This is a genomic window from Actinocorallia herbida, from assembly GCF_003751225.1.
GTDB lineage: Bacteria > Actinomycetota > Actinomycetes > Streptosporangiales > Streptosporangiaceae > Actinocorallia > Actinocorallia herbida.
In genome coordinates, this window is the sequence record NZ_RJKE01000001.1 from 8706722 (window position 1) to 8726973 (window position 20252).

The 20252-nt window shown below is 71.1% G+C and carries 21 protein-coding genes; 2 read left to right on the plus strand and 19 right to left on the minus strand.

What is annotated here, in order from left to right; translation table 11 throughout:
• Window positions 1–76 precede the first annotated feature (76 nt).
• The 5 genes from EDD29_RS39510 to EDD29_RS39530 all read right to left on the minus strand — a co-directional run bounded on the left by EDD29_RS39510 (window position 77) and on the right by EDD29_RS39530 (window position 4436).
• Window positions 77–1327 carry a geranylgeranyl reductase family protein gene (locus EDD29_RS39510; RefSeq protein WP_123669285.1) on the minus strand — a complete coding sequence of 417 codons (1251 nt, stop codon included), beginning with the start codon at window positions 1325–1327 and terminating at the stop codon, window positions 77–79.
• A gap of 102 nt (window positions 1328–1429) precedes the next feature.
• On the minus strand, window positions 1430–2149 hold the full coding sequence (locus tag EDD29_RS39515) for a demethylmenaquinone methyltransferase (protein ID WP_123669286.1): 720 nt from the start codon (window positions 2147–2149) through the stop codon (window positions 1430–1432).
• Window positions 2150–2158: 9 nt separating this feature from the next.
• Window positions 2159–2407 (minus strand): DUF4229 domain-containing protein, encoded by a 249-nt coding sequence (locus tag EDD29_RS39520; protein ID WP_123669287.1) that lies wholly within the window; start codon window positions 2405–2407, stop codon window positions 2159–2161.
• Window positions 2408–2500: 93 nt separating this feature from the next.
• Window positions 2501–3388: an SDR family NAD(P)-dependent oxidoreductase gene (locus tag EDD29_RS39525; protein WP_211360149.1), complete on the minus strand. Its 888-nt coding sequence runs from the start codon at window positions 3386–3388 to the stop codon at window positions 2501–2503.
• Window positions 3389–3563: 175 nt separating this feature from the next.
• Window positions 3564–4436, minus strand: a complete 873-nt coding sequence (locus EDD29_RS39530) for a threonine ammonia-lyase (RefSeq protein WP_342774468.1) — start codon at window positions 4434–4436, stop codon at window positions 3564–3566.
• A gap of 331 nt (window positions 4437–4767) precedes the next feature.
• Here EDD29_RS39530 and EDD29_RS39535 point away from each other — a divergent pair, with 331 nt between their 5' ends.
• On the plus strand, window positions 4768–4965 hold the full coding sequence (locus tag EDD29_RS39535; RefSeq protein ID WP_123669289.1) for a BldC family transcriptional regulator: 198 nt from the start codon (window positions 4768–4770) through the stop codon (window positions 4963–4965).
• A gap of 12 nt (window positions 4966–4977) precedes the next feature.
• Here the strand turns inward: EDD29_RS39535 and EDD29_RS39540 are convergent, their stop codons facing one another.
• From EDD29_RS39540 to hemL, 8 genes are all read right to left on the minus strand, one after another.
• On the minus strand, window positions 4978–5217 hold the full coding sequence (locus EDD29_RS39540; RefSeq protein WP_123669290.1) for a hypothetical protein: 240 nt from the start codon (window positions 5215–5217) through the stop codon (window positions 4978–4980).
• A gap of 11 nt (window positions 5218–5228) precedes the next feature.
• On the minus strand, window positions 5229–6059 hold the full coding sequence (locus EDD29_RS39545) for a hypothetical protein (protein WP_123669291.1): 831 nt from the start codon (window positions 6057–6059) through the stop codon (window positions 5229–5231).
• A 63-nt stretch (window positions 6060–6122) separates the two neighbouring features.
• Window positions 6123–7076 (minus strand): c-type cytochrome biogenesis protein CcsB, encoded by a 954-nt coding sequence (gene ccsB / locus EDD29_RS39550; protein WP_246053238.1) that lies wholly within the window; start codon window positions 7074–7076, stop codon window positions 6123–6125.
• A 4-nt stretch (window positions 7077–7080) separates the two neighbouring features.
• A complete protein-coding gene (gene resB, locus EDD29_RS39555) occupies window positions 7081–8637 on the minus strand; it encodes a cytochrome c biogenesis protein ResB (RefSeq protein WP_123669293.1) in 1557 nt (518 codons plus the stop codon).
• On the minus strand, window positions 8638–9390 hold the full coding sequence (locus EDD29_RS39560; protein ID WP_246053239.1) for a cytochrome c biogenesis CcdA family protein: 753 nt from the start codon (window positions 9388–9390) through the stop codon (window positions 8638–8640).
• Complete coding sequence (locus tag EDD29_RS39565; protein ID WP_123669294.1) at window positions 9387–9929, minus strand: TlpA family protein disulfide reductase; 543 nt, start codon at window positions 9927–9929, stop codon at window positions 9387–9389. The genes EDD29_RS39560 and EDD29_RS39565 overlap by 4 nt, the downstream gene beginning before the upstream one ends.
• A 49-nt stretch (window positions 9930–9978) precedes the next feature.
• Complete coding sequence (locus EDD29_RS39570; RefSeq protein WP_123669295.1) at window positions 9979–10611, minus strand: histidine phosphatase family protein; 633 nt, start codon at window positions 10609–10611, stop codon at window positions 9979–9981.
• Window positions 10612–10640: 29 nt separating this feature from the next.
• The gene (hemL, locus tag EDD29_RS39575; RefSeq protein ID WP_123670969.1) at window positions 10641–11933 is read right to left on the minus strand and encodes a glutamate-1-semialdehyde 2,1-aminomutase; all 1293 of its coding nucleotides are present in this window, start codon (window positions 11931–11933) and stop codon (window positions 10641–10643) included.
• 214 nt (window positions 11934–12147) lie between these two features.
• On the opposite strand from hemL, the gene EDD29_RS39580 reads away from it, so the two are divergent.
• Window positions 12148–13809 carry a serine/threonine-protein kinase gene (locus EDD29_RS39580; RefSeq protein ID WP_170201749.1) on the plus strand — a complete coding sequence of 554 codons (1662 nt, stop codon included), beginning with the start codon at window positions 12148–12150 and terminating at the stop codon, window positions 13807–13809.
• A 129-nt stretch (window positions 13810–13938) separates the two neighbouring features.
• Here the strand turns inward: EDD29_RS39580 and EDD29_RS39585 are convergent, their stop codons facing one another.
• The 6 genes from EDD29_RS39585 to EDD29_RS39610 form a co-directional block, all read right to left on the minus strand.
• A complete protein-coding gene (locus tag EDD29_RS39585; RefSeq protein WP_123669297.1) occupies window positions 13939–14553 on the minus strand; it encodes a bifunctional DNA primase/polymerase in 615 nt (204 codons plus the stop codon).
• Window positions 14554–14687: 134 nt separating this feature from the next.
• Entirely contained in the window at window positions 14688–15656 is a 969-nt protein-coding gene (gene hemB, locus EDD29_RS39590) for a porphobilinogen synthase (protein WP_123669298.1), read from the minus strand.
• Window positions 15656–17200: a bifunctional uroporphyrinogen-III C-methyltransferase/uroporphyrinogen-III synthase gene (locus tag EDD29_RS39595; protein ID WP_123669299.1), complete on the minus strand. Its 1545-nt coding sequence runs from the start codon at window positions 17198–17200 to the stop codon at window positions 15656–15658. Before EDD29_RS39595 ends, hemB begins: the two co-directional genes overlap by 1 nt.
• Entirely contained in the window at window positions 17197–18066 is an 870-nt protein-coding gene (gene hemC / locus EDD29_RS39600) for a hydroxymethylbilane synthase (protein ID WP_123670970.1), read from the minus strand. The genes EDD29_RS39595 and hemC overlap by 4 nt, the downstream gene beginning before the upstream one ends.
• 50 nt (window positions 18067–18116) lie before the next feature.
• Window positions 18117–19424, minus strand: a complete 1308-nt coding sequence (locus EDD29_RS39605) for a glutamyl-tRNA reductase (RefSeq protein WP_123669300.1) — start codon at window positions 19422–19424, stop codon at window positions 18117–18119.
• Window positions 19421–20170: a redox-sensing transcriptional repressor Rex gene (locus EDD29_RS39610; RefSeq protein WP_123669301.1), complete on the minus strand. Its 750-nt coding sequence runs from the start codon at window positions 20168–20170 to the stop codon at window positions 19421–19423. The genes EDD29_RS39605 and EDD29_RS39610 overlap by 4 nt, the downstream gene beginning before the upstream one ends.
• Window positions 20171–20252 lie beyond the last annotated feature (82 nt).

Genomic DNA, 20252 nt, shown 5'->3' on the forward strand with positions numbered 1-20252 from the left:
TGTGAGCTGCATCATCCTAGTGAGAACGCGCATTGGTCCGTACCAGTGGGGTTTCAGTTGTTCTGGGCGGAAGAGGTCAGGCCGACGGGGCTATCCGGGTCATCGCGTTGATGATCCGGTCCATCGCGTCTCCCCCGCGCGGGTCGGTGAGATTGGCCAGGAGCTTCAGCGTGAACCGCATCAGCGTCGGGTGGGGCAGCCCGTGCCGGGTGGCGAACTTCATCACCCGCGGGTCGCCGATGGCATTCACGAACACGCGCCCGATCGTGAAGTACCCCCCGTGCTCCTCCTTGAGGATGCGCGGGTACTCGTACAGCGCCCGTTCCCGCTGTGCGGCGGTCGGCCTGGCCAGCGCCTGCACGATGATGTCGGCGGCCAGGTGGCCGGACTCCATCGCGTAGTCGATGCCCTCGCCGTTGAACGGGTTGATCATTCCTCCGGCGTCGCCCACCAGGAGCAGGCCCCGGGAGTAGTGCGGCTGCCGGTTGAAGCCCATCGGCAGCGCCGCGCCGCGCACCGGACCTGTCGCGTGGGCCTCGTCGAACTGCCACTCTTCGGGCATTCCGGCGGTCCAGCGGCGGAGCATGTCGCGGTAGTCGGTGTTCTGGAACGACTTCGAGGTGTTAAGCAGGCCGAGCCCGACGTTGGAGGTGCCGTTCCCGCACCCGAAGACCCAGCCGTAGCCCGGGAGCAGCTTCTCGCCGTCCCACAGTTCGAGCCACGACTCCAGGTAGTCGTCGTCGTGGCGGGGCGTCTCGAAGTAGCGCCGGACGGCCACGCCCATGGGCCGGTCCTCGCGCTTGCGGATCCCGAGCGCGGTCGCGAGCCGGGCGGAGTTGCCGTCCGCGGCGACGACCAGGTGCGCGCGGAACTCGCGGCCGTCCTTGGTGCGCACGCCCACGACGCGGTCGCTGCGCTCGTCGATCACGGGCTCGGTGACGGTGGTGCCCTGCATCAGGGTGGCGCCGGCCTTGACGGCGTGCTCGGCGAGCAGCGCGTCGAGGTCCATGCGGGGGCGCACGAGGCCGAAGTCGGGGAAGGTCGCCAACTCGGGCCAGGGCAGCTCGATCTTGACGCCGCCGCCGAAGATGCGCAGGCCCTTGTTCCTGATCCACCCCGGGGCGTTGATGTCGACGCCCATCGCGATCAGTTGCCGGACGGCGCGGGGGGTGAGCCCGTCACCGCAGATCTTGTCCCGAGGGAAGGTCGCCTTCTCCAGCAGGAGGACTTTCAGACCCGTCTGCGCGAGGTAGTACGCCGTGGTCGAGCCGGCGGGACCGGCTCCCACGACGATGACATCCGCGGCTTCGGGGGAGTGCTCGCTCAACTGCCGACCTTCTTCGCTCCGCTCAAGTGCGTTTGTGAACAACTTCACAAACTCTCTTGATGCTCACGCTACACCCAGCGTGCTCGCGAGCGGCAGAGGAGGTTACTCGGCTCGGGTAATGATCTCCGGCTTCCACGCGCGGTGGATCGCGGCGACGCCGAAAGTGAGGTCACGCCACTGGACGCGGTCCCAGCCCGCGGTGCGCAGCAGGGCGGCGAGGCCGCGCTGGTCGGGCCACTTGAGGGTCGACTCGGCGAGGTAGTTGTAGGAGTCGCGGTTGGAGCTGAACCGGGCGAGGAACGGCAGGCCGACCTTGAGGTGGAGGCGGTGGCCGGTGCGGAGCAGCGGGTTGCCCGGGTGGCTCACCTCGCAGATGACCAGCTTCCCGCCGGGCCTGGTGACCCGCAGGAGTTCCTTGAGCGCCGCGTCGACGTCGGCCACGTTGCGCAGGCCGAAGGAGATCGTCACCGTGTCGAAGGAGTCGTCCGCGAACGGCAGGCTCAGGGCGTCGCCGGCGACGAAGGTGAGGCCTGCGGTGCCGGACTGGCGGCGGGTGCCGACCTGGAGCATGCCGAGCGAGAAGTCGCACGCGACGACGTCGGCGCCTTCGGCGGCCAGCGCCGCCGAGGAGGTGCCGGTGCCCGCCGCGAGGTCCAGGACCCGCTCGCCGCGGCGCGCGTCGACCGCGCGGGCGACCGCCTTGCGCCAGGCGCGGTCCTGCCCGCCCGTCATCAGGGTGTTGAGCAGGTCGTACCGCTCGGCGGTGTCGTCGAACATCGCGGCGACGTCCGAGGGTTTCTTGTCCAGATCGGCACGGGTCATGGATGCAGCCTATTCCGCGGAGACCGCGGCATCCTCGTCACCCTGGCCGTGCTCATGCCCCTGTCGCTGGGTCCGCTCGACCACGGCGGTGGACACGGCGTCCCGCTGCTTGGACAGGACCACATAGCTGACGATGCCGGAGATCAACACGGAGAGGGCGAGGTTCAGCAGGCCGGTGACCCCGATCAGCAGAAGGATCGCGGCAGTGGCTATGAACAGCAGGAACCTGGATGCTGTGTAGGCGAGTACTGAGCGCATGGTGTTTTGAGGTTATCCCCTGCTCAGGAGATCTCTCCCCCGACCCACCCCTAGACCCGCGGGCCGCCGACCAGCGCGGCCGGAGGGCGGCGGTCAGCCGGTCGGGAGGGGGGCGTGCCGCTCGCTGAGCCGGCGCACGGCCTCGGCGACGCGGGCGTCGGTCGCCGCGCGGAACGGGGCCACCGGGCGCGCTCGGGCGCCGATGACGACTCCGGTCCGGCCGTCGAGGGCCGCGTCGGTAGCGGCGACGATCGAGGGCCTGGCCGCGACGGACGCAGGGCCCGAGGTCGCGCGGGCGAACCTGCGGCGCACCAGTGGCCACAGCAACCGCAGGGCCGGGGAGACGATCTTCGGGTCGGCCATGGTCCCGTCGGTCATGTCGGTCGCGGCTCCGCCGGGGTCCGCGGCGAAGACGGACACGCCGGTGCCGTCCAGTCGCGCGGCCAGGTCGAGGGTGTAGGCCAGGTTGGCGAGCTTGGCGCGGCCGTACCAGTGGAAGGCGTAGTAGCCGCCGGGCGGCTCGGCGGCGTCGAACGCCCTTCTACCTAGCCCGACCGCGGCCGAGGTCACGTTCACGATCCTGCTGGGCGCCCCGGCCGTCAGGGTGGGCAGCAGCAGTTCCGTCAGCAGGTAAGGGGACAGATGGTTGACGACGAAGGTCGCCTCGACCCCTCCCGCGGTCCGCCGCTCGGCGAACATCGCCCCGACATTGTTGACCAGCACGCCCAGGGTCTCCCCCGATGCCGCGCAGTCGGCGGCGATCCGCCCGGCGAGCGCCCGCACCTCGTCGAGCGAGGCGAGATCCGCGGCCAGGAACCGCCCCCTCCCCTGGCCCACGGCGTCGATCCGCTCGACCGCCCGCGCGCCGCGCTCCGCGTCACGCCCCACCACGACGACCTCGAACCCCGCAGCGGCGAGCCCGAGCGCCGTCTCCAGCCCGATGCCACCCGTCCCACCCGTGACCACGGCGATCTTCCCCACTGAGCCCTCCTCGCATACGGATAACCCATCCGCTTACCGAGGACGCTAGCACAAACCCGGATGGCCTATCCGCTTTGTGCGCCGCCCATCCGTGAGGCGGCGTGACCCGCCGCGGCCGAGGAGACCCGCGACTTCCGCGACGGAGGTCCGGCGCGCTGCCCGAAGGGGCGGCGGGTCAGCCGAAGAGGAGGGCCGGGTCGACGTTGCCGCCCGAGAGGATCGCGGCGTAGCGGGTGCCGTCGGGGAGGGCTTGACGGTGGGCCAGGTAGCCCGCGGTGGCGACCGCGCCCGCGGGTTCGGCGATCAGGTGCGCGCCCGCGGCCAGGCGGCGGACCGCCTCGAAGATCTCCTCCTCGGTGACGGTGATGATGTCGTCCACGTATTTGGCGATGTGCCGGAAGGGGATGTCGCCCACCCGCTCCGCGCGCAGCGCGTCGGCCATCGTGCGGGCCGTCTTGGCGGGGTCCCAGCTGACCGGGGTGCCGCCGCGCAGGGAGTCGCGCGCGTCGGCGGCCAGCGACGGCTCCACTCCGATGACCTTGGCCCGCGACCCGCTCAGCTTGATCGCCGTCGCGACGCCCGCGAGCAGCCCTCCGCCGCCGACGGGAACCAGGACGACGTCCAGGTGCGGATCGTCGGCGAGCAGTTCGAGGCCGATGGTCGCCTGGCCCGCGATGACCCGGAGGTCGTCGAACGGGGGGATGAGCTCGTAGCCGTGCGCCTCGGCGAGCCGCGCCGCGGTGCCCTCGCGCGCTTCGAGGGTCGGTTCCACAAGGACGATCTCCGCGCCGAGCTCAAGGCACGCCTCCACTTTCAGCTCGGGCGCCGTATGCGGAATGACGAGAACTGCCGGAATCCCCAGTTCCCGGGCCGCGTAGGCGACGGCCTGCGCGTGATTACCGCTGGAATGGGCGACCACGCCCACGGGGACCGCGCCCACCGTCATCGCGGCATATGCGCCGCGGATTTTGAACGCGCCGATCGGTTGCAGCGATTCGGGCTTGATCGACAATTCGGTCCCGGGGAGACGGACCAGTGGCGTGCGCACGGCGACCCCGCGGAGCCGCCGCGCAGCAGCTTCGATTTCCGACAAAGTGACCAGATCCGACATGAGCGGAACCCTAGCCGAGTGCCCTTCGGACACCGCGAACCAACCGCCCGAAACCCTCATCTGATGGGGTCTGCGAGGGTCAAGAGCGAAGTCAGTGGCACCGTAGATGCTGCTGTGAGACATGCATCGGTTACTTTCCGACATAGGCCCTGGTCAGAGCGTCACGGAAAGTCATCTTTTCCGAAAACAAGGCATGAATCGGTCTTGACCCGTCAGACTTGGAATCCAACCACCCGTCACCAGAGCGGGACAAAAGGGGAGAGAATCCGTGGAAAGCACTAGTGAGCGTCTGTTGACACCTGGTGAGGTGGCCGCCCTGTTCCGGGTCGACCCGAAGACGGTCACCCGCTGGGCCGCCGCAGGACGCATCAGCAGCATCCGCACGCCGGGCGGCCACCGCCGGTTCCGCGAGTCCGAGGTGCACGCACTGCTGCGCGGCGAAGAGCCGCTCGTCGAGGTCCGCTAAGCCGTCGGCGGCTTAATCCTCCTGGGATGAAGCCTTCCAGGCCTCGAAGCTCGCGCGCAGCGCAGCGTCATCCCTGCGCCAGCGATCTTTGATCCGGACGAGTTCCTCTTCGCTGACCGCCTCGGCCATCAGTGATGAGTATTCCTCGTCTTCGGGGCCTATTTCCCGATACGCCTGAACGATCTCCTCGTTCTCGGTGAGTTCGCTGTACGGCACCCGCAATCTCCCATTGGCGAGTCTGATCACGTACATCCTCGTACTCCTCAGATTCCATACCGGCGGTTGAAGAACAGCATCACGTCGAGCGCAAGGCGGATGTTGCCGCCGAGCATGTCGACGAGGGCGGGACGCTGGTGCGAGGCGATCGCCGCGAACGCGTCGGCGAAGAACTCCCGACGGCCCAATACCCCCTCCTGGCGGTGGAACCCGCTGCGCAGGAAGGGCGAGCACGCGCGGAAGAGCGTCTGGAACTCGGGGGAGTCCGACGCCCAGCCTTCACCGGGGTCGTCCACGTCGTCGAGGGCGTGGCCGACCTCGTGCATCATCACGTCGGGGGTGGGCGACGGCCGGTCGCCCACAACGATCTTGCGGTTGCCGTAAGCCCCCGCGCAGATGTCCCAGGTGGCGGCGCCCGACGGCAGTGCCCGGCCTTTGAGTTCCCCCATGTGGTCGAGGTCGGGCACACCGCCGGGGCCGACGTAGATGGCGTCGAGCCCCCGGGCCAGCTTCTCCTTCAGCCTCGCGGGCAGGCCCGCGAGGCTCTCCACGGCCCGCACGATCGCGTCCGGGGGCGGCCCCGCGGCGGCGTCCCACTGCCGGACCAGGATGTCCTCCAGCGGGCCGCAGTGGACCCGTCCGTCGCCACCCCAGGGGTGGTCCGGCGGATGCGGCGGCACGGCGACGATGGCGTCCGGCGCGTCGTACAGCTCATAGGCCGCGGCGTCCCGCAGGCCCACCGACGAGTCGTCCCGCCCGGCCCGACGGAAACGGCCCCGGCCGTCCCTCGGCTGCACCTCACGGGCGCGCACCGCGTCTGGACGGGCCGGGGCCGCGGGGATCGCCTCGGCGGTCCTCCGGTGTCTTCCCCACCGCATGAGCAATCTCCCGCGTAGCCGGACAACGCCGACTATTCAAGCGTGGAAGCGCCCATGATCACATCACATGCCGGAGTAGGAGTGCAGCCCCTCGAAGAAGATGTTCACGCCGACCAGGTTGAACAGCAGCGCCGCGTAGCCGATCACGGACACGACGGCGGCCTTGCTGCCCTTCCAGCCCGCGGTCGCCCGCGCGTGCAGGTACCCGGCGTAGATCGCGAAGACGATGAAGGACCACGTCTCCTTGGGGTCCCAGCCCCAGTAGCGGCCCCACGCGGAGTCCGCCCAGATCGCGCCCGCGATGATGGCGAACGTCCAGATCGGGAACACGAACATGATCGCCTTGTAGGCGAGGCCGTCGAGGACGTCGGCGCCGGGCAGCCGGTCGAGCAGACCCGGCTTCGGAGCGCCGGCCTCCGCCGCGGCCTTGCGCGCCTCGTACCGCGCGGCGGCCAGGTAGAGCAGGCTCGCCACGAACCCGACGGTGAAGCCGCCCGAGGCGATGATCGCCGCGGTGACGTGGATGGCGATCCAGTAGGACTCCAGGGCCGGGACGACCGCGCCCGCCTCCTGGTACAGCCAGATCGTCGCCGCGCCGAGGCCCAGCACGACCGCCACCATGACGAACGCGCCGAGGAACTTCGCCTTGGCCTTGAAGACCAGCACGAGGTAGGCGGTGGAGGCCGCCAGGCAGATCGCGACGACGAACTCGTACATGTTCGCCCACGGCCAGCGCTCCACCGCGACGCCGCGGGTGATCATCGCGGCGGCGTGCAGCAGCCAGCCGAAGCAGGTCATCGCGATCGCGAAGCGGCCCCAGTCGGCGCGTGACTTCGGCGCCGCCTCCTCGGCGGCGGGTTCGCCGGCCGGAGCGCCCGCGCCGACCAGCGCTCGGCGCTCGGCCCGGGTCGGGGTCGAGATGAGGTCGGCCGCGTAGCCGAGCATCGCGACGACGTACAAGAGCACCGCGCCGAGCACGAGGTTGTTGCTCAGGCCGGCCAGATCGGCGTCGACCACCGTGTCACTCCTTGATCGGGCCGGTCGCGACCGGCTCGCTGTCATCCGAGCGCGCGTCGCGCTCGCCGTCATCCGGCCGGAGGTCGCGCACGATGTCGTCGAACTCCGCCGTGGCCGCGCCCAGGGTGAGGCCGCCGACCTCGACCAAGGTACGCCCGTCCTCTCCGGCGCTCGCACGGACCCACACCCTGCGGCGCCGGATCATGAACGAACCGACCAGACCGAGGACGGCCAGGGCCCCCGCGACCAGTGCGGGCACCCGGCCCGGGTCGTAGGTGACCGTGATGGCCCCGTACTCCTTGACGCCGGTGAACTCCAGCGTCCCGGCGCCGTCGGGCAGCTCCAGGGTGTCGCCGATCTTGAGCACCTTGGCGTCCTCGTCCAGCTTGACCATCTCCAGCTTGCTGGAGTCGATCTCGAAGACGGACTGGGGCGCGCCACCGTCCATGTTGAGGTCGCCCTTGAAGGCCGCCTTGATGGCGACGGTCGGGTTGAGCGGCCCAGGGAAGGTCGACACGATCGAGGTGCCGTCGGCGGACGCGCCCGCGGTCGGCCAGAACATCATCTGGAACGCGAGCTGCGGCTTGGCGTCGGGGGTCTTCACGACGCCCTCGGAGGTGAGGTTCCCGGTCTCACGCGGAAGGAACTGGACCGCGTCGTCGAACGCGACGTTGCCCTCGGAGTCGGTGATCTTGAACGTCGGGGCGTAGCCGTGGCCGAGGAGGTAGACCTTGGTCCCGTCGACCTCCAGCGGGTGGTTCACCCGGATGTTGTAGGTCTTCTCCGCGCCGCCGACCTCCTCGCGGTAGGTCACGTTGGCGTCGAAGCCGCTCGGCTGGCCGGTCTGCGCGCCGGAGCTGATGAACGACGCCTCGAAGTCGTCCATGGTGAGCTGGAACGGCGCGAGGTCCTCGGGGTCCACGAGGTGGCCCGGCTTGTACTCGTCATAGAAGGCGACGGAGTTGCTGAAGCCCTTGCCTTCGGTGAGCAGCAGGTTGCCCCGGTAGCCGAAGAGGGCGCCGAGGCCGACCGCAAGGAGCAGCGCGAGCATCGAGAGGTGGAACAGCAGGTTCCCGGCCTCGCCCAGGTAGCCCTTCTCCGACGCGACGGACAGGCCGTCGACCTCGGTGCGGAACCGCCGCCTGCGCAGCAGTTCCCGGGCCGCCTCGACGGCCTCCTCGGGCGAGGCGTCGGAGGTGAACTCCGCGTGCTGCGGCAGCCGCGCGAGCTTCTTGGGCGCCTTCGGCGGCCGGGCGCGCACATGCTGGAAGAGCTGCCAGGTGCGCGGCACGACGCAGCCCGCGAGCGAGGTGAACAGCAGCAGGTAGACCGCCGCGAACCAGGGCGCGGCGAACACGTCGAACAGCGACAGCCGGTCGAGCCAGACGGCCAGGTCGGGGTGCTCGGTGAAGTACTGGTTCACCTTCTCCGGCGACATGCCGCGCTGGGGGAAGATCGAGCCCGGCACCGACGCGAGCGCGACGAGGAACAGCAGCACCAGCGCCGTCCGCATCGACGTCAACTGGCGCCAGCCCCAGCGCAGCCAGCCCATCACACCCATCTAGATCACCGTCCCGAAGCCGCCGATCCAGACCCGCAGCTCATTGTTGAGTTCCGTCCACAGCCCCGTCAGGAGCAGCACGCCGATCGCGACGAGCATCCCGCCGCCGAGGCGCATCACCAGGACGTAGTGCCGCTTCACCCATCCGAAGACGCCCAGCGCGCGGCGGTAGGCCAGCGCGGTCACCAGGAAGGGCAGGCCGAGGCCGACGCAGTAGAAGAACGACAGGACGCCGCCGCGGACCGGGGTGGCCTCGGTGACCGCGAGCGCCTGGATCGCGCCCAGCGTCGGGCCGATGCACGGGGTCCAGCCGAGGCCGAACAGCGCGCCGAGCAGCGGCGCGCCCGCGATCCCCGCGCTGGGCAGCCGCGCGGACTTCACCGTGCGCTGGAGACCGGTGAACAGGCCCATGAACAGCAGGCCCATGAAGATGGTGACGGCGCCGAGGACGCGCGTGATGGCGTCCTCGTAGGCGTGCAGCCAGTGGCCGAGCCCGCCGAAGATGAAGCCGTAGGCCATGAACACGAAGGTGAAGCCGAGGACGAACAGCCCGACCCCGGCGACCAGCCGCCCCTTGCGCTGCACCGCGAGGTCCTCGCCGGTCATGCCCGTCACGTACGACAGGTAGCCGGGGACGAGCGGCAGCACGCAGGGGCTGAGGAAGGACACCATGCCGGCGAGCGCGGCGAGCGGCAGCGCCAGCACCAGCGTGCCGCTGGTGATGGTCTGCTCGATGCCCGCAGCGGCGATCACTGCTCGGCGACGATCTCGGCGAGCGCCGGTTCGAGCTTGGTGGTGGTCACCAGACCGGGGAACTGCACGGCGACGCGGCCCTGGCGGTCCAGGATCAGCGTGGTCGGCAGCGCGGACGGGTTGACCGTCGAGAACGCCTGGGTGATCTTGCCTTCGGGGTCGAAGAAGCTCGGGTAGCTCGTCTTGAAGGTCCGGGTGAACGCCTTGGCGCCGTCCCGGGTGTCCTCGATGTCGACCCCGACGAACTCGACGCCCTCGTCCTTGTTCTCCTGGTAGACGTACTCCAGGGTCTCGGCCTCGCCCCGGCAGGGGCCGCACCAGGACGCCCAGAAGTTCACCACGGTGACCTTGCCCTGGTAGGAGGCGAGGTCGAGGGGCTTGCCCTCCAGGTCCTCGCCCGTCACCGCCGACGGCGCCTTGCGCTCGGCCGCGGGGAGCGGCGATCCCGCCGCGGTCCCCGTGCCGCCGCCCGATCCGCAGGCCGTCGCGAAAAGCAGCGCGACGGCGGCACCGGACACGGCGACGGCACGGGGGATCATGAACACTCCTGAAGTACTACGGGATGTAGTACCCGACTGTACCGGCGCCTCAGGCGCCCGGGACGGTGGGACCCTTGATCAGATGGGCGGCGGGCTCGTGGTACATCACCCGGGCGAGCGTGTCGCCCTCGTACACCAGGCTGGTGACGCTGGCCAGGCCGCACTCGCGGCGGCGCGGGTCGTGCCACAGCCGCAGGCCCTCGGCCCGCCGCCGCGCGGTGTAGATCGGCAACTGGTGGCTCACGCAGACCACCTCGTGCCCGCGCCAGTGGCGGCGCGCGTCCTCGGTCAGCCCGCCCATCCGGCGCGCGACGACCTCGAACGGCTCACCCCACGAGGGGCTGAAGGGGTTGCGGAAATGCGGCCAGACCCGGGGGTCGACGAGCCGGCCCATCGTGAAGACCTGGCCCTCGAAGACGTTCTCGGCCTCGATGAGGCGCTGGTCCAAGATGGGGGTGAGCCCGGTGGCGGCGGCGAGCGGCACCGCCGTCTCCTGGGCGCGTTCCAGGGGGGAGGTGAGGACAGCGACGATGTCGCGGCGACCCAGGAAGTCAGCCGCGGCCTTGGCCATGAGGTGCCCGTCTTCGCTGAGGTGGAAGTCGGGCAGCCGGCCGTAGAGTACGCCGCGAGGGTTGTAGACCTCGCCGTGGCGCAGCAGATGGACGATCGTGGTCTCAGTCATGGCGGCCCCAGGGTACCTGTGCGAAGCGGTCAGCCGGCCTGTGCGGCGGCGCGGGCTGCGTGCGGCAGGGCGTCGGCGATCCGGTCGAGCGCCGCGTCGTCGTGGGCCGCGCTGAGGAACCACGCCTCGTAAGACGACGGCGGCAGGTACACGCCCCGCTGGAGCGCCTCGTGGAAGAAGGCGGAGTAGGCGGCGGAGTTCTGCTTGCGGGCCGCTTCGAAGTCCAGGACGCGCTCGTCGGCGAAGAAGACCGAGAAGAGGTTCCCCGCGGTCTGGAGCCGGTGCGGGACGCCTTCGCGGCTGAGCGCGTCGGACGCCCACTCGCCGACGAGGGCGGCGGCCCGGTCGACCTTGGCGTAGACCTCGTCGGTGCAGCCGCGCAGCGTCGCCAGGCCCGCGGCGGTCGCCAGCGGGTTCCCCGACAGGGTGCCGGCCTGGTAGACCGGCCCGACGGGGGCCAGCCGGTCCATGACGTCGGCGCGGCCGCCGAACGCCGCGGCGGGCAGGCCGCCGCCCATGACCTTGCCGAAGGTGAAGAGGTCGGCCTTGACCCCCTCGCGGCCGTACCAGCCGGACCTGGTGACGCGGAAGCCGGTGAGCACCTCGTCGAGGATCAGGAGGGCGCCGTGCTTGGCGCACAGCCGGCGCAGCAGCTCGTTGAAGCCGTCGATCGGGGGCACCACGCCCATGTTCGACGGGCACGCCTCGGTGATCACACAGGCGATCTCGTTGCCGAAGTCGGCGAACGCCTTCTCGACGGCCAGGGCGTCGTTGTACGGCAGCACGATCGTGTCCGCGGTGGACGCGCCGGTGACGCCCGGGGTGTCGGGCAGGCCGAGCGTGACCAGCCCGGACCCGGCCGACGCCAGCAGGGCGTCCACATGGCCGTGGTAGCACCCGGCGAACTTGACGACCTTGGACCGCTCGGTGAACCCGCGGGCGAGCCGGATCGCCGACATCGTCGCCTCGGTGCCGGAGTTGACCAGCCTGACCTTCTCCACCGCGGTGCGCGCGACGATCTCCTCGGCGAGGTCGACCTCGCCCTGCGTCGGCGCTCCGTACGACGTCCCGCGCGCGGCCGCGACCGTGACCGCCTCGACGACCTCGGGGTGGGCGTGGCCGAGGATCATCGGCCCCCACGAGCAGATCATGTCGACGTAGGTATTGCCGTCGGCGTCGGTGAGGTAGGCGCCCTTGGCCGAGGCCATGAACCGGGGCGTCCCGCCGACGGCCCGGAACGCCCGGACCGGGGAGTTCACGCCACCCGGCACGACGGTCTGGGCCCGGTCGAACAGGGCTTGAGATCGCTCGGTGGAAGTCACGGACTCAGTGTGCCAGCACCCTCCGGGTGACCGGGCCCGGGTCCGTCCGAAGATCACGGAAGGTCACCGCGGGGTGGGCGCGCCGTGGCCTTTCGGCCGCACATATGCGCCGACCCCGACACAATCCGGTAACTCGCTTGACCACGCACCGCAACTGCCGATATCCACCCATGAGGGCATCGGAAATGCACGTGCGTTAAGGGGCTGGACTGAAGTGACTGACGGCTGGGCGGTACCGGGGTTCGCGCTCGCCCGCGAGTTGGGAGCCGACGCGTCAGGGCGGCAGGTGCTCGCCACCGACGAGCTGACCGGGACCAAGGTCGCCATCCGCTACCTCCCTCCGGCGCTGCCTCGGGACGAGGCCTTCGCGCACCGGATGGAGACGCTCTCCCAACTGGAGGACGACAACCTGGTCCAGGTCTATCAACTGGTCACCGATGGTGACGAAGCGGCGGTCGTCTCGGAGTACTTCGAGGGGGTGGCGCTGCGCCGGCTGCTGACCGACCCGCTCGACGCGGAGTCCGCGGTGGTGATCCTCAGCGACATCCTCCTCGGCCTCGCCGCGGCGCACGGCAAGGGCGTCCACCACGGTGACGTCACGCCCGACCGCGTGCTCATCGCGCCGGACGGCAGGGCCAAGCTCAGCGATCTCGGCATCGCGGTGGTGCAGGGCAGGGGCGCGCCCGCGGGCCACCCGGCCTACCAGGCCCCCGAGCGCTGGCACGGCTCGCCGCAGAGCGAGCGGGCCGACATCTACGCGGCGACCGCGGTCTTCGTGGAGTGCCTCACCGGACGGCGGCTGTTCCCCGCCACGTCCACCAGCGGCCTCGGCAAGGCGCACAACAACATGGCGGTCCCGGTCACCGACGTGCCCGGCCCGCTGCGTCCGCTGGTGCTGCACGGCCTGGCCAAGGCGCCCGGCGACCGGCCCGCCTCGGCGGCGGACTTCCTCGCCGAGCTCGACGACGCGGTCAGCCCGGTCTTCGGGGCCGACTGGGAGAAGCGCGGCCGCGCCCGGGTCCGGGAGCTCGCCAAGCGCGCAGCCGACGCGCCCCCTCCCCCGGAGCCTCAGCGGTCGTTCCTCGCCCCCAAGAAGGACGCTCACGGCCTCCCGCAGGGCGGTGGGCGCAAGGGCCCGCTGCTCCTCGCCGCGGGCGGTGTGGCGGCGATCCTGATCGTCGGCGGCGTCGCCTACGCGGCGAACCAGGGGGACGGTGACCAGAACGTCACCGTCGTCCCGTCCGAGCCCGCGGCGTCCGCCCCGCTGGTCGCGGTCGAGACCCCGCTGCCGACCCCGACCGAGGAGGCGCTCGACGGCCCCGGCCTCGCCGGAAAGATCACCACGGCGGTCGACGGCAAGGACAGCTTCGCCTACGGGTTCAAGCGCACCTCCGGCAAGGAGAGCACGAACGCGTCCGGCTGGGCCAAGGACGGCGACCTCAAGGTCAGCCTCTCCGGCCAGAAGCCGTTCACCAAGCGGACGGCGGTCGTGCTCGACGGCACCGCGCACGTCCAGCTCGGCGCCGTCTGGCAGAAGTTCCCGCTCGGCAAGGCCAAGACCTACGGCGTCCTCGCCGCGCAGGCCCACTGGGGCGGCTCCGTGGCGACCCTGACGGATCTCCTGGACGCCACCGAGAACCTCACCCGCAAGGGCGGCACCCGCTGGCTCGGCAGCATCACCGACGCCTCCGGCCTCGAGGACGTCGCGCCCGGCTACAAGAAGGCCAAGGTCTCCTACGACCTCACCGTCGGCACCGGATGGCTGCCGCGCCAGCTGAAGCTCACCATCACCGCCGAGGGCAAGCCCAAGGTCGTGGTGTTCACGAGCTACGCCAAGTGGGGCGCCAAGGTCACCATCAAGGCGCCGAAGAAGTAGACCCGGAAAAGACAGAGGGCGCGGCCTTCGGGCCGCGCCTTCGTCGTCTCCCGGAGCCCGGCCTGGTCGGCTGTGCTCCCCCGGCCTGGTCGGCTGTGCTCCCGGCCTAGTCGGCTGTGCTCCCCCGGCCTAGTCGGCCAGGAACTCCAGGATGCGCAGGGGGTCGGGCAGCGGCGCGCCGTCGGGGGGACGCACCCAGAACACCTCGCGGCCGGACGGCAGCACCGACGGGGGCGCGACCACGTAGCTGTCCCGGCAGTGCCAGCGCATGCCGGGGTTGTCGACGATGGTCTCGGGCGTGGAGTCCAGGTGGCAGGACCACCACTCGGCCTCGTCCTCGGGGTTGCCGCGGGTCGCGACGAAGAACAGCAGCCGCTCCTCGCCGACCCCGGCCACCGGGCCGGTCGGCACCCCCGCCGCCACCATCGCCTCGATGGCGGCGCGGCCCGGCTCGGCGGGGACGTCGAACACGTCGAAGACGTGGCCGGTCGGCAGGATCAGGTTGGCCGCGGGGTCCCGCGACCACCAGCGGTTCAGGGTCTCGGCGTCGGTCGTGGCCTGGATGCCCCAGGCCGCCGATACCGGATGGGCGCCGGGATCCGGACAGCCGATCCGGTCGCACGAACAGGCCCGGTCGACGCCGGCGGACGCCCCCGCGACGACCTGCCAGCCCCGTCGCGCGTAATCCCGTGCCGCGTCGGCCAACCGGTTCTTCGTGCGTGAATAGCGCGTCACGGCCAACATCTACCGCCCCCCGAGGAGAGAACCGCCCTTTCCCCGATGATGGCGAAAGCCCCGGACGGTCTGCGCGCCGACCCCCGGATACGGTTCCAAATGACTAGAAGGAGATCACCCGGTCGGAACCGGGCACCGGACCCCTACCGAAGTCCTCGCGCGACCTCGGTGGCCCAGTAGGTCAGGGCCAGGTCGGCCCCGGCGCGCTTGATCGACACCAGCGACTCCAGGATCGCCCGCTCCCGGTCGATCCAGCCGTTCGCCGCCGCCGCCTCGATCATCGCGTACTCGCCGCTCACCTGGTAGGCCGCGACCGGCACCTCGACGGAGTCCTTCACCTGGCGGACGACGTCGAGGTAGAGCCCGGCGGGCTTCACCATGACCATGTCGGCGCCTTCGGCGAGGTCGAGGCCGACCTCGCGCAGCGACTCCCGGGCGTTGGCCGGGTCCTGCTGGTACGCCGCGCGGTCGCCGAACTGGGGCGCGCACTCGGCGGCGTCCCGGAACGGGCCGTACAGGGCCGAGGCGTACTTGGCCGAGTAGGCCAGGATCGGGATCTGCGCGAAGCCCGCGCCGTCCAGCGCGTCGCGGATCGCGGCGACCTGGCCGTCCATCATGCCGCTGGGCGCGACGACCTGGGCGCCCGCCTGGGCCTGCGCGACCGCGATCGAGGCGTACCGCTCCAGCGTCGGGTCGTTGTCGACCTCGCCGGACGGGGTGAGCAGCCCGCAGTGCCCGTGCGAGGTGTACTCGTCGAGGCAGAGGTCGGTCATGATCACGAGGGCGTCGCCGAGGTCGGCGGCGAGTTCGCGCAGCGCGACCTGCATGATCCCGTTGGGGTCGTCGGCGGCCGAGCCGCGCGGGTCCTTGGCGGCCGGGATGCCGAACAGGATCACGCCCCCCACGCCCGCCTCCGCGGCCTCGTGGGCGGCCTTGCGGAGGCTTTCACGGGTGTGCTGGTACACGCCGGGCATCGAGACGATCTCGACGGGATCGGCGATGCCCTCCTTGACGAACATCGGCAGGATGAGGTCGGCCGGGTCGAGCCGGGTCTCGGCGACCAGCCGGCGCAGCGCAGGAGTCCTGCGCAGCCTGCGGGGACGTTCGATCATCACGTGAACCTCTTCTTCCGGGCCCCGCGCCGCATCTGGCTGGGCTTGCGGAGCGACTCGCCCGCCTCTACCTGGGCGGCCCTTCGCTTCGCACCGTACTCCGCCAGCGCCTCGGCGAGCGCCGATACCGATGGTTTCTCGGCCATGACGTCCACGCGCAGGCCGTATTCCTCGGCGGTCTTGGCCGTCTGCGGCCCGATCACCGCGATCACCGTCACATTGTGCGGCTTGCCCGCGATCCCGATCAGGTTCTTCACCGTCGAGGACGAGGTGAAGAGCACGGCGTCGAAGCCACCTCCCTTGATCGCCTCGCGGATCGGCTGGGGCGGCGGGGCCGCCCGGACGGTCCGGTAGGCGGTGACGTCGTCGCACTCCCAGCCGAGGTCGGTCAGGCCGGAGATGAGACGGTCGGTGGCGATGTCGGCCCGCGGCAGCAGCACCCGGTTGATCGGGTCGAGGTCCTCGTCGTAGGGCGGCCAGACCTCCAGCAGCCCGTCGCTGGACTGCTCGCCGGACGGCGTGAGGTCCGGGATCACACCGAACTCCACCAGCGCCGCCGCGGTCTGCTCGCCGACCGCCGCGACCTTGAGGCCCGCGTAGGCGCGCGCGTCCAGGCCGTACTCGACGAACTTCTCGCGGACCGCCTTCACCGCGTTGACCGAGGTGAAGACCACCCACTCGTAGCGGCCGGTCACCAGGCCCTTGATGGCCCGGTCCATCTGCTGCGGGGTGCGCGGCGGCTCGACCGAGATCGTCGGGACCTCGTCGGGCACCGCGCCGTAGGAGCGCAGCTGCTCTGACAGGTCGGCGGCCTGCTCCTTGGTGCGCGGCACCAGGACCCGCCAGCCGAACAGCGCCTTGGTCTCGAACCACGAGAGCTTCTCGCGCCAGCGCACGACGTCGCCGACGATGATCATCGCCGGGGTGTCCATGCCCTTGGTCTCGGCGTACAGCCGGTTGAGCGTGGTGACCACGGTCTCCTGCTCGGTCGTGCTGCCCAGCGAGGTGTAGGCGACCGGGGTGGAGTCCGCGCGGCCCGCCGAGATGATGCCCTTGGCGACCTCGCTGATCATCCCGTCGGCGCCCAGCACGACGAGGGTCGCGTCGCCCGCGGCGACCGAGTCCCAGTCCACGCCGCCCCCCGCGGCGTCGACCACGCGCACCTCGCGGGTGCGCTCGTCGCGCAGCGGGATGCCCGCGTACTGGGGCACGGCGGTGACCGCCGAGACGCCCGGCACGATCTCGAACGGGACGCCCTCCGCGGCGCACTGCTCGGCCTCCCTGGCGGCGCGGCCGCCCAGGCCCGAGTCCCCCGACACGAGGCGCGCCACGGTGCCCGTGCGGGCCGCGGCGAGGACGAGCTTCGCGGCGTCGCGATCGTCGGCGTCGACGATCTCGGCGCCCGGCGCGCACAGCGCCAGCACGTCCTTGGGGCAGGAGGACACGTTCACCACGATCGTGTCGGCCTTCCCCAGTACCTCGGCCGCGCGCAGGGTGAGCAGGCCGGGGTCGCCCGGGCCCAAGCCCACGAATGTGACGGTCATGGCACCTCCATCAGCTTGTCGGCCCCCTCGGCGAAGAGCCGGGCCGCGAGTTCGCGCCCCAGTTCCTCGGCCCGATCCGGGTGGCCGCTCGCGGTGAGCCTGATCTGGCGGGTGCCGTCGACCGAGACGACGGCCGCAGTCAGGTTCAGGTTCTGCTCGTCCTCCAGGTACGCGAACGCGCCCACCGGTGCGGAGCATCCCGCCTCCAGCACCGCGAGAACGGTGCGTTCGGCGGTGACGGCCGCCCGGGTCGCCGGGTCGTCCAGCGCCCTGAGGATCTCGATCATCCGGGCGTCGTCCGCCCGGCATTCCAGCGCCAGGGCCCCCTGACCCGGCGCCGGCAGCATCTGCTCCGGCTCGAAGACCTCGCCGATCTCCGCGGTGCGCTTGATCCGCACCAGCCCCGCGTGCGCCAGCACGATCGCGTCCAGCTCGCCGCCGGTCACCTTGCCGAGGCGGGTGTCGGCGTTGCCGCGGATCGCGACGACCTCGAGGTCGGGGCGCAGCGCGCGGAGCTGGGCGACGCGGCGCGGCGAACCCGTGCCGACCCTGGCGCCCTGCGGGAGCTCACTCAGCTTACCCGGGCCGCACAGCGCGTCCCTGGGGTCGTTGCGGGCCGGGATCGCGACCAGGGCGATGCCCTCGGCGGGCGCGGTCGGCAGGTCCTTCAGCGAGTGCACGGCGAAGTCCACCTCACCGGCGAGGATCTTCTCGCGCAGCCCGTTGACGAACACGCCGGTGCCGCCCATCTGGGCCAGCAGTGCCTTGGAGACATCACCCTCGGTCGTTACCCCGACCAGCTCGACGGCATGCCCCGTCGCCTCGGTCAGCGCGTCGGCCACGAGACCCGACTGGGTCGTCGCCATGAGGCTCTTTCTGGTGCCCAGCTTGAGCGCGGGCTGGGACGCGGGCTCGGTCACGACGATCTCCGTTCCTGGCGCGGCATGTCCGCGCGGGTCACGGCCTCGGGAGCCGTGGGGTCGAGGTCGAAGAGCTCGCGCAGGGCGTCGGCGTAGGAGTCGCCGCCGGGCGACGCCGCAAGCTCCTTGACCCTGACGGTCGGGGCGTGCATGAGCTTGTCGGCCACCCGGCGCACCGTCATCGCGAGCTCGTGTTCGGTCTTGGGGTCGAGGTCGGGGAGCTTGGCCCGCAGCCGGGTGAGCTCCAGCTCCACCACCTCGGCGGCCTTGGCGCGCAGCGCGACGACCGTCGGGGCGACGGCCGCGGCCCGCTCGGCCGACAGGAAGGCGGCGACCTCGTCGACGACGATCCGCCGCACCGCCTCGACGGCCTCGGGCCCGATGGCCTTGGCCGCCTCCTCGGCGGTGCGCAGGTCGTCGAGCCCGGCGAGGCCCACTCCCTCGACGTCGCGGACCGCGGGGTCCACGTCGTGCGGCAGCGCGAGGTCGAGGATGAACCTGCGGCCGGGTTCGAGCTGCGCGGGCGTGATGATCCGCCCGGCCCCGGTGCAGGAGATGATCAGGTCGGCCCGGTTGAGCTCGGCGTCCATCTGCTCCAGCGGCAGCGGCCTGGCGGGCACGCCCTCGGCGGCCGCGGACTCCGCGAGCCGCACCGCGCGGGAGTACGTCCGGTTGGCGACGGCGATCTCGCCGATGCCGCTGCGGGCCAGCGTGGCGACCGCGAGGCCGCTCATCGCGCCCGCGCCGATCACCAGCGCGCGGCGGCCCTCCAGCGCGCCCAGGTGCGCCGCGGCGACCTGGAGCCCGACGCTGACGAGCGAGGCGCCCGCCTTGTCGATGCCGGTGTCGGAGTGCGCGCGCTTGCCGACCCGCAGCGCCCGCTGGACGACCTCGTGCAGGGCCCGGCCGATCGTGCCCTCGTCCTGGCCGAGCTTGAAGGCCGAGCGGATCTGGCCGAGGATCTGGCCCTCGCCGACGACCATCGACTCCAGGCCGCAGGCGACGGCGAACGCGTGCTGGACGGCCCGGTCCTCGTAGTGCACGTACAGGTGCCGGGTCAGGTCCTCCAGGGCGATGCCCGAATGCCGGGCGAGCGCCTCGGAGATGACCTGGACGCCGCCGTGGAACTTGTCCACCGCGGCGTAGACCTCGACCCGGTTGCAGGTCGAGACGATCATCGTCTCGCGGACCGAGTCGTGGATCTCGTGCAGCAGCTTCACCAGGTCGTCGCCGGTGATGGCGGCGCGCTCTAGGAGGGTGACGGGGGCGGAACGGTGGCTGAGGCCGACGACGAGCAGGCTCATTGGTGTACCTCTACGTACTCCTCGTGCGGTCCCCCGGCTTTGCGCTGTTCGTGGAACGCCAGGATCTGGAGCTCGATCGACAGGTCGACCTTGCGTACGTCGACGCCCTCGGGGACGGTGAGGACGACGGGAGCGAAGTTGAGCACGCTGGTGACCCCGGCGGCGACCACCCTGTCGCACACCGGCTGCGCCGCCGACGCCGGGGTGGCGATGACGGCGATGGACACGCCATGGTCCTTGATGATGGTCTCCAGCTGGTCTATGTGCTCCACGGTGAGCCCGGAGATGCGCTGGCCGACCGTGCTCGCGTCGGCGTCGAGCAGCCCGGCGACCCGGAACCCCCTGGAAGCGAACCCGCCGTAACCGGCGAGAGCGCGGCCAAGGTTACCCACTCCGATGATGGCCACGACCCAGTCCTGGGTGAGGCCGAGCTCGCGGGAGATCTGGTACACGAGGTACTCAACCTCGTATCCGACGCCGCGCGTGCCGTACGAGCCGAGGTGTGACAGGTCTTTACGGAGCTTGGCGGAGTTCACGCCCGCCGCCGAGGCGAGTTCCTCGGACGAGACGGTCATCACCCCGCGCTCCTTGAGCCCGTGCAGTGCCCGGAGGTAGACCGGCAGCCTTGCGACCGTCGCCTCGGGGATGCCCTTGACCCCGCCCCTGACGTCCCGGTGCGGAAGGTCTCTCGCGGGTGTGTCTCTACTGGCTGCGGTATCCGAGGGCTGCGCTTGCCGGGGGCTCATCGCGGGTGGGTCGGCCTCTCCTTGAGCGCGCCCCTCCCACCCCGGGAGAGGCGTATTTCCACCAGGTTAACCCGGTCGTGAA

What these genes read in the sequence shown, in the direction of transcription:
- EDD29_RS39515 (WP_123669286.1), bottom strand. Translation starts at nt 2,149, where the DNA reads ATGACCCGTGCCGATCTGGACAAGAAACCCTCGGACGTCGCCGCGATG.
- EDD29_RS39520 (WP_123669287.1), bottom strand. Translation starts at nt 2,407, where the DNA reads ATGCGCTCAGTACTCGCCTACACAGCATCCAGGTTCCTGCTGTTCATA.
- EDD29_RS39540 (WP_123669290.1), bottom strand. Translation starts at nt 5,217, where the DNA reads ATGTACGTGATCAGACTCGCCAATGGGAGATTGCGGGTGCCGTACAGC.
- EDD29_RS39545 (WP_123669291.1), bottom strand. Translation starts at nt 6,059, where the DNA reads ATGCGGTGGGGAAGACACCGGAGGACCGCCGAGGCGATCCCCGCGGCC.
- resB (WP_123669293.1), bottom strand. Translation starts at nt 8,637, where the DNA reads ATGGGTGTGATGGGCTGGCTGCGCTGGGGCTGGCGCCAGTTGACGTCG.
- EDD29_RS39565 (WP_123669294.1), bottom strand. Translation starts at nt 9,929, where the DNA reads ATGATCCCCCGTGCCGTCGCCGTGTCCGGTGCCGCCGTCGCGCTGCTT.
- EDD29_RS39570 (WP_123669295.1), bottom strand. Translation starts at nt 10,611, where the DNA reads ATGACTGAGACCACGATCGTCCATCTGCTGCGCCACGGCGAGGTCTAC.
- EDD29_RS39585 (WP_123669297.1), bottom strand. Translation starts at nt 14,553, where the DNA reads ATGTTGGCCGTGACGCGCTATTCACGCACGAAGAACCGGTTGGCCGAC.
- hemB (WP_123669298.1), bottom strand. Translation starts at nt 15,656, where the DNA reads ATGATCGAACGTCCCCGCAGGCTGCGCAGGACTCCTGCGCTGCGCCGG.
- EDD29_RS39595 (WP_123669299.1), bottom strand. Translation starts at nt 17,200, where the DNA reads ATGACCGTCACATTCGTGGGCTTGGGCCCGGGCGACCCCGGCCTGCTC.
- hemC (WP_123670970.1), bottom strand. Translation starts at nt 18,066, where the DNA reads ATGGCGACGACCCAGTCGGGTCTCGTGGCCGACGCGCTGACCGAGGCG.
- EDD29_RS39605 (WP_123669300.1), bottom strand. Translation starts at nt 19,424, where the DNA reads ATGAGCCTGCTCGTCGTCGGCCTCAGCCACCGTTCCGCCCCCGTCACC.
- EDD29_RS39610 (WP_123669301.1), bottom strand. Translation starts at nt 20,170, where the DNA reads ATGAGCCCCCGGCAAGCGCAGCCCTCGGATACCGCAGCCAGTAGAGAC.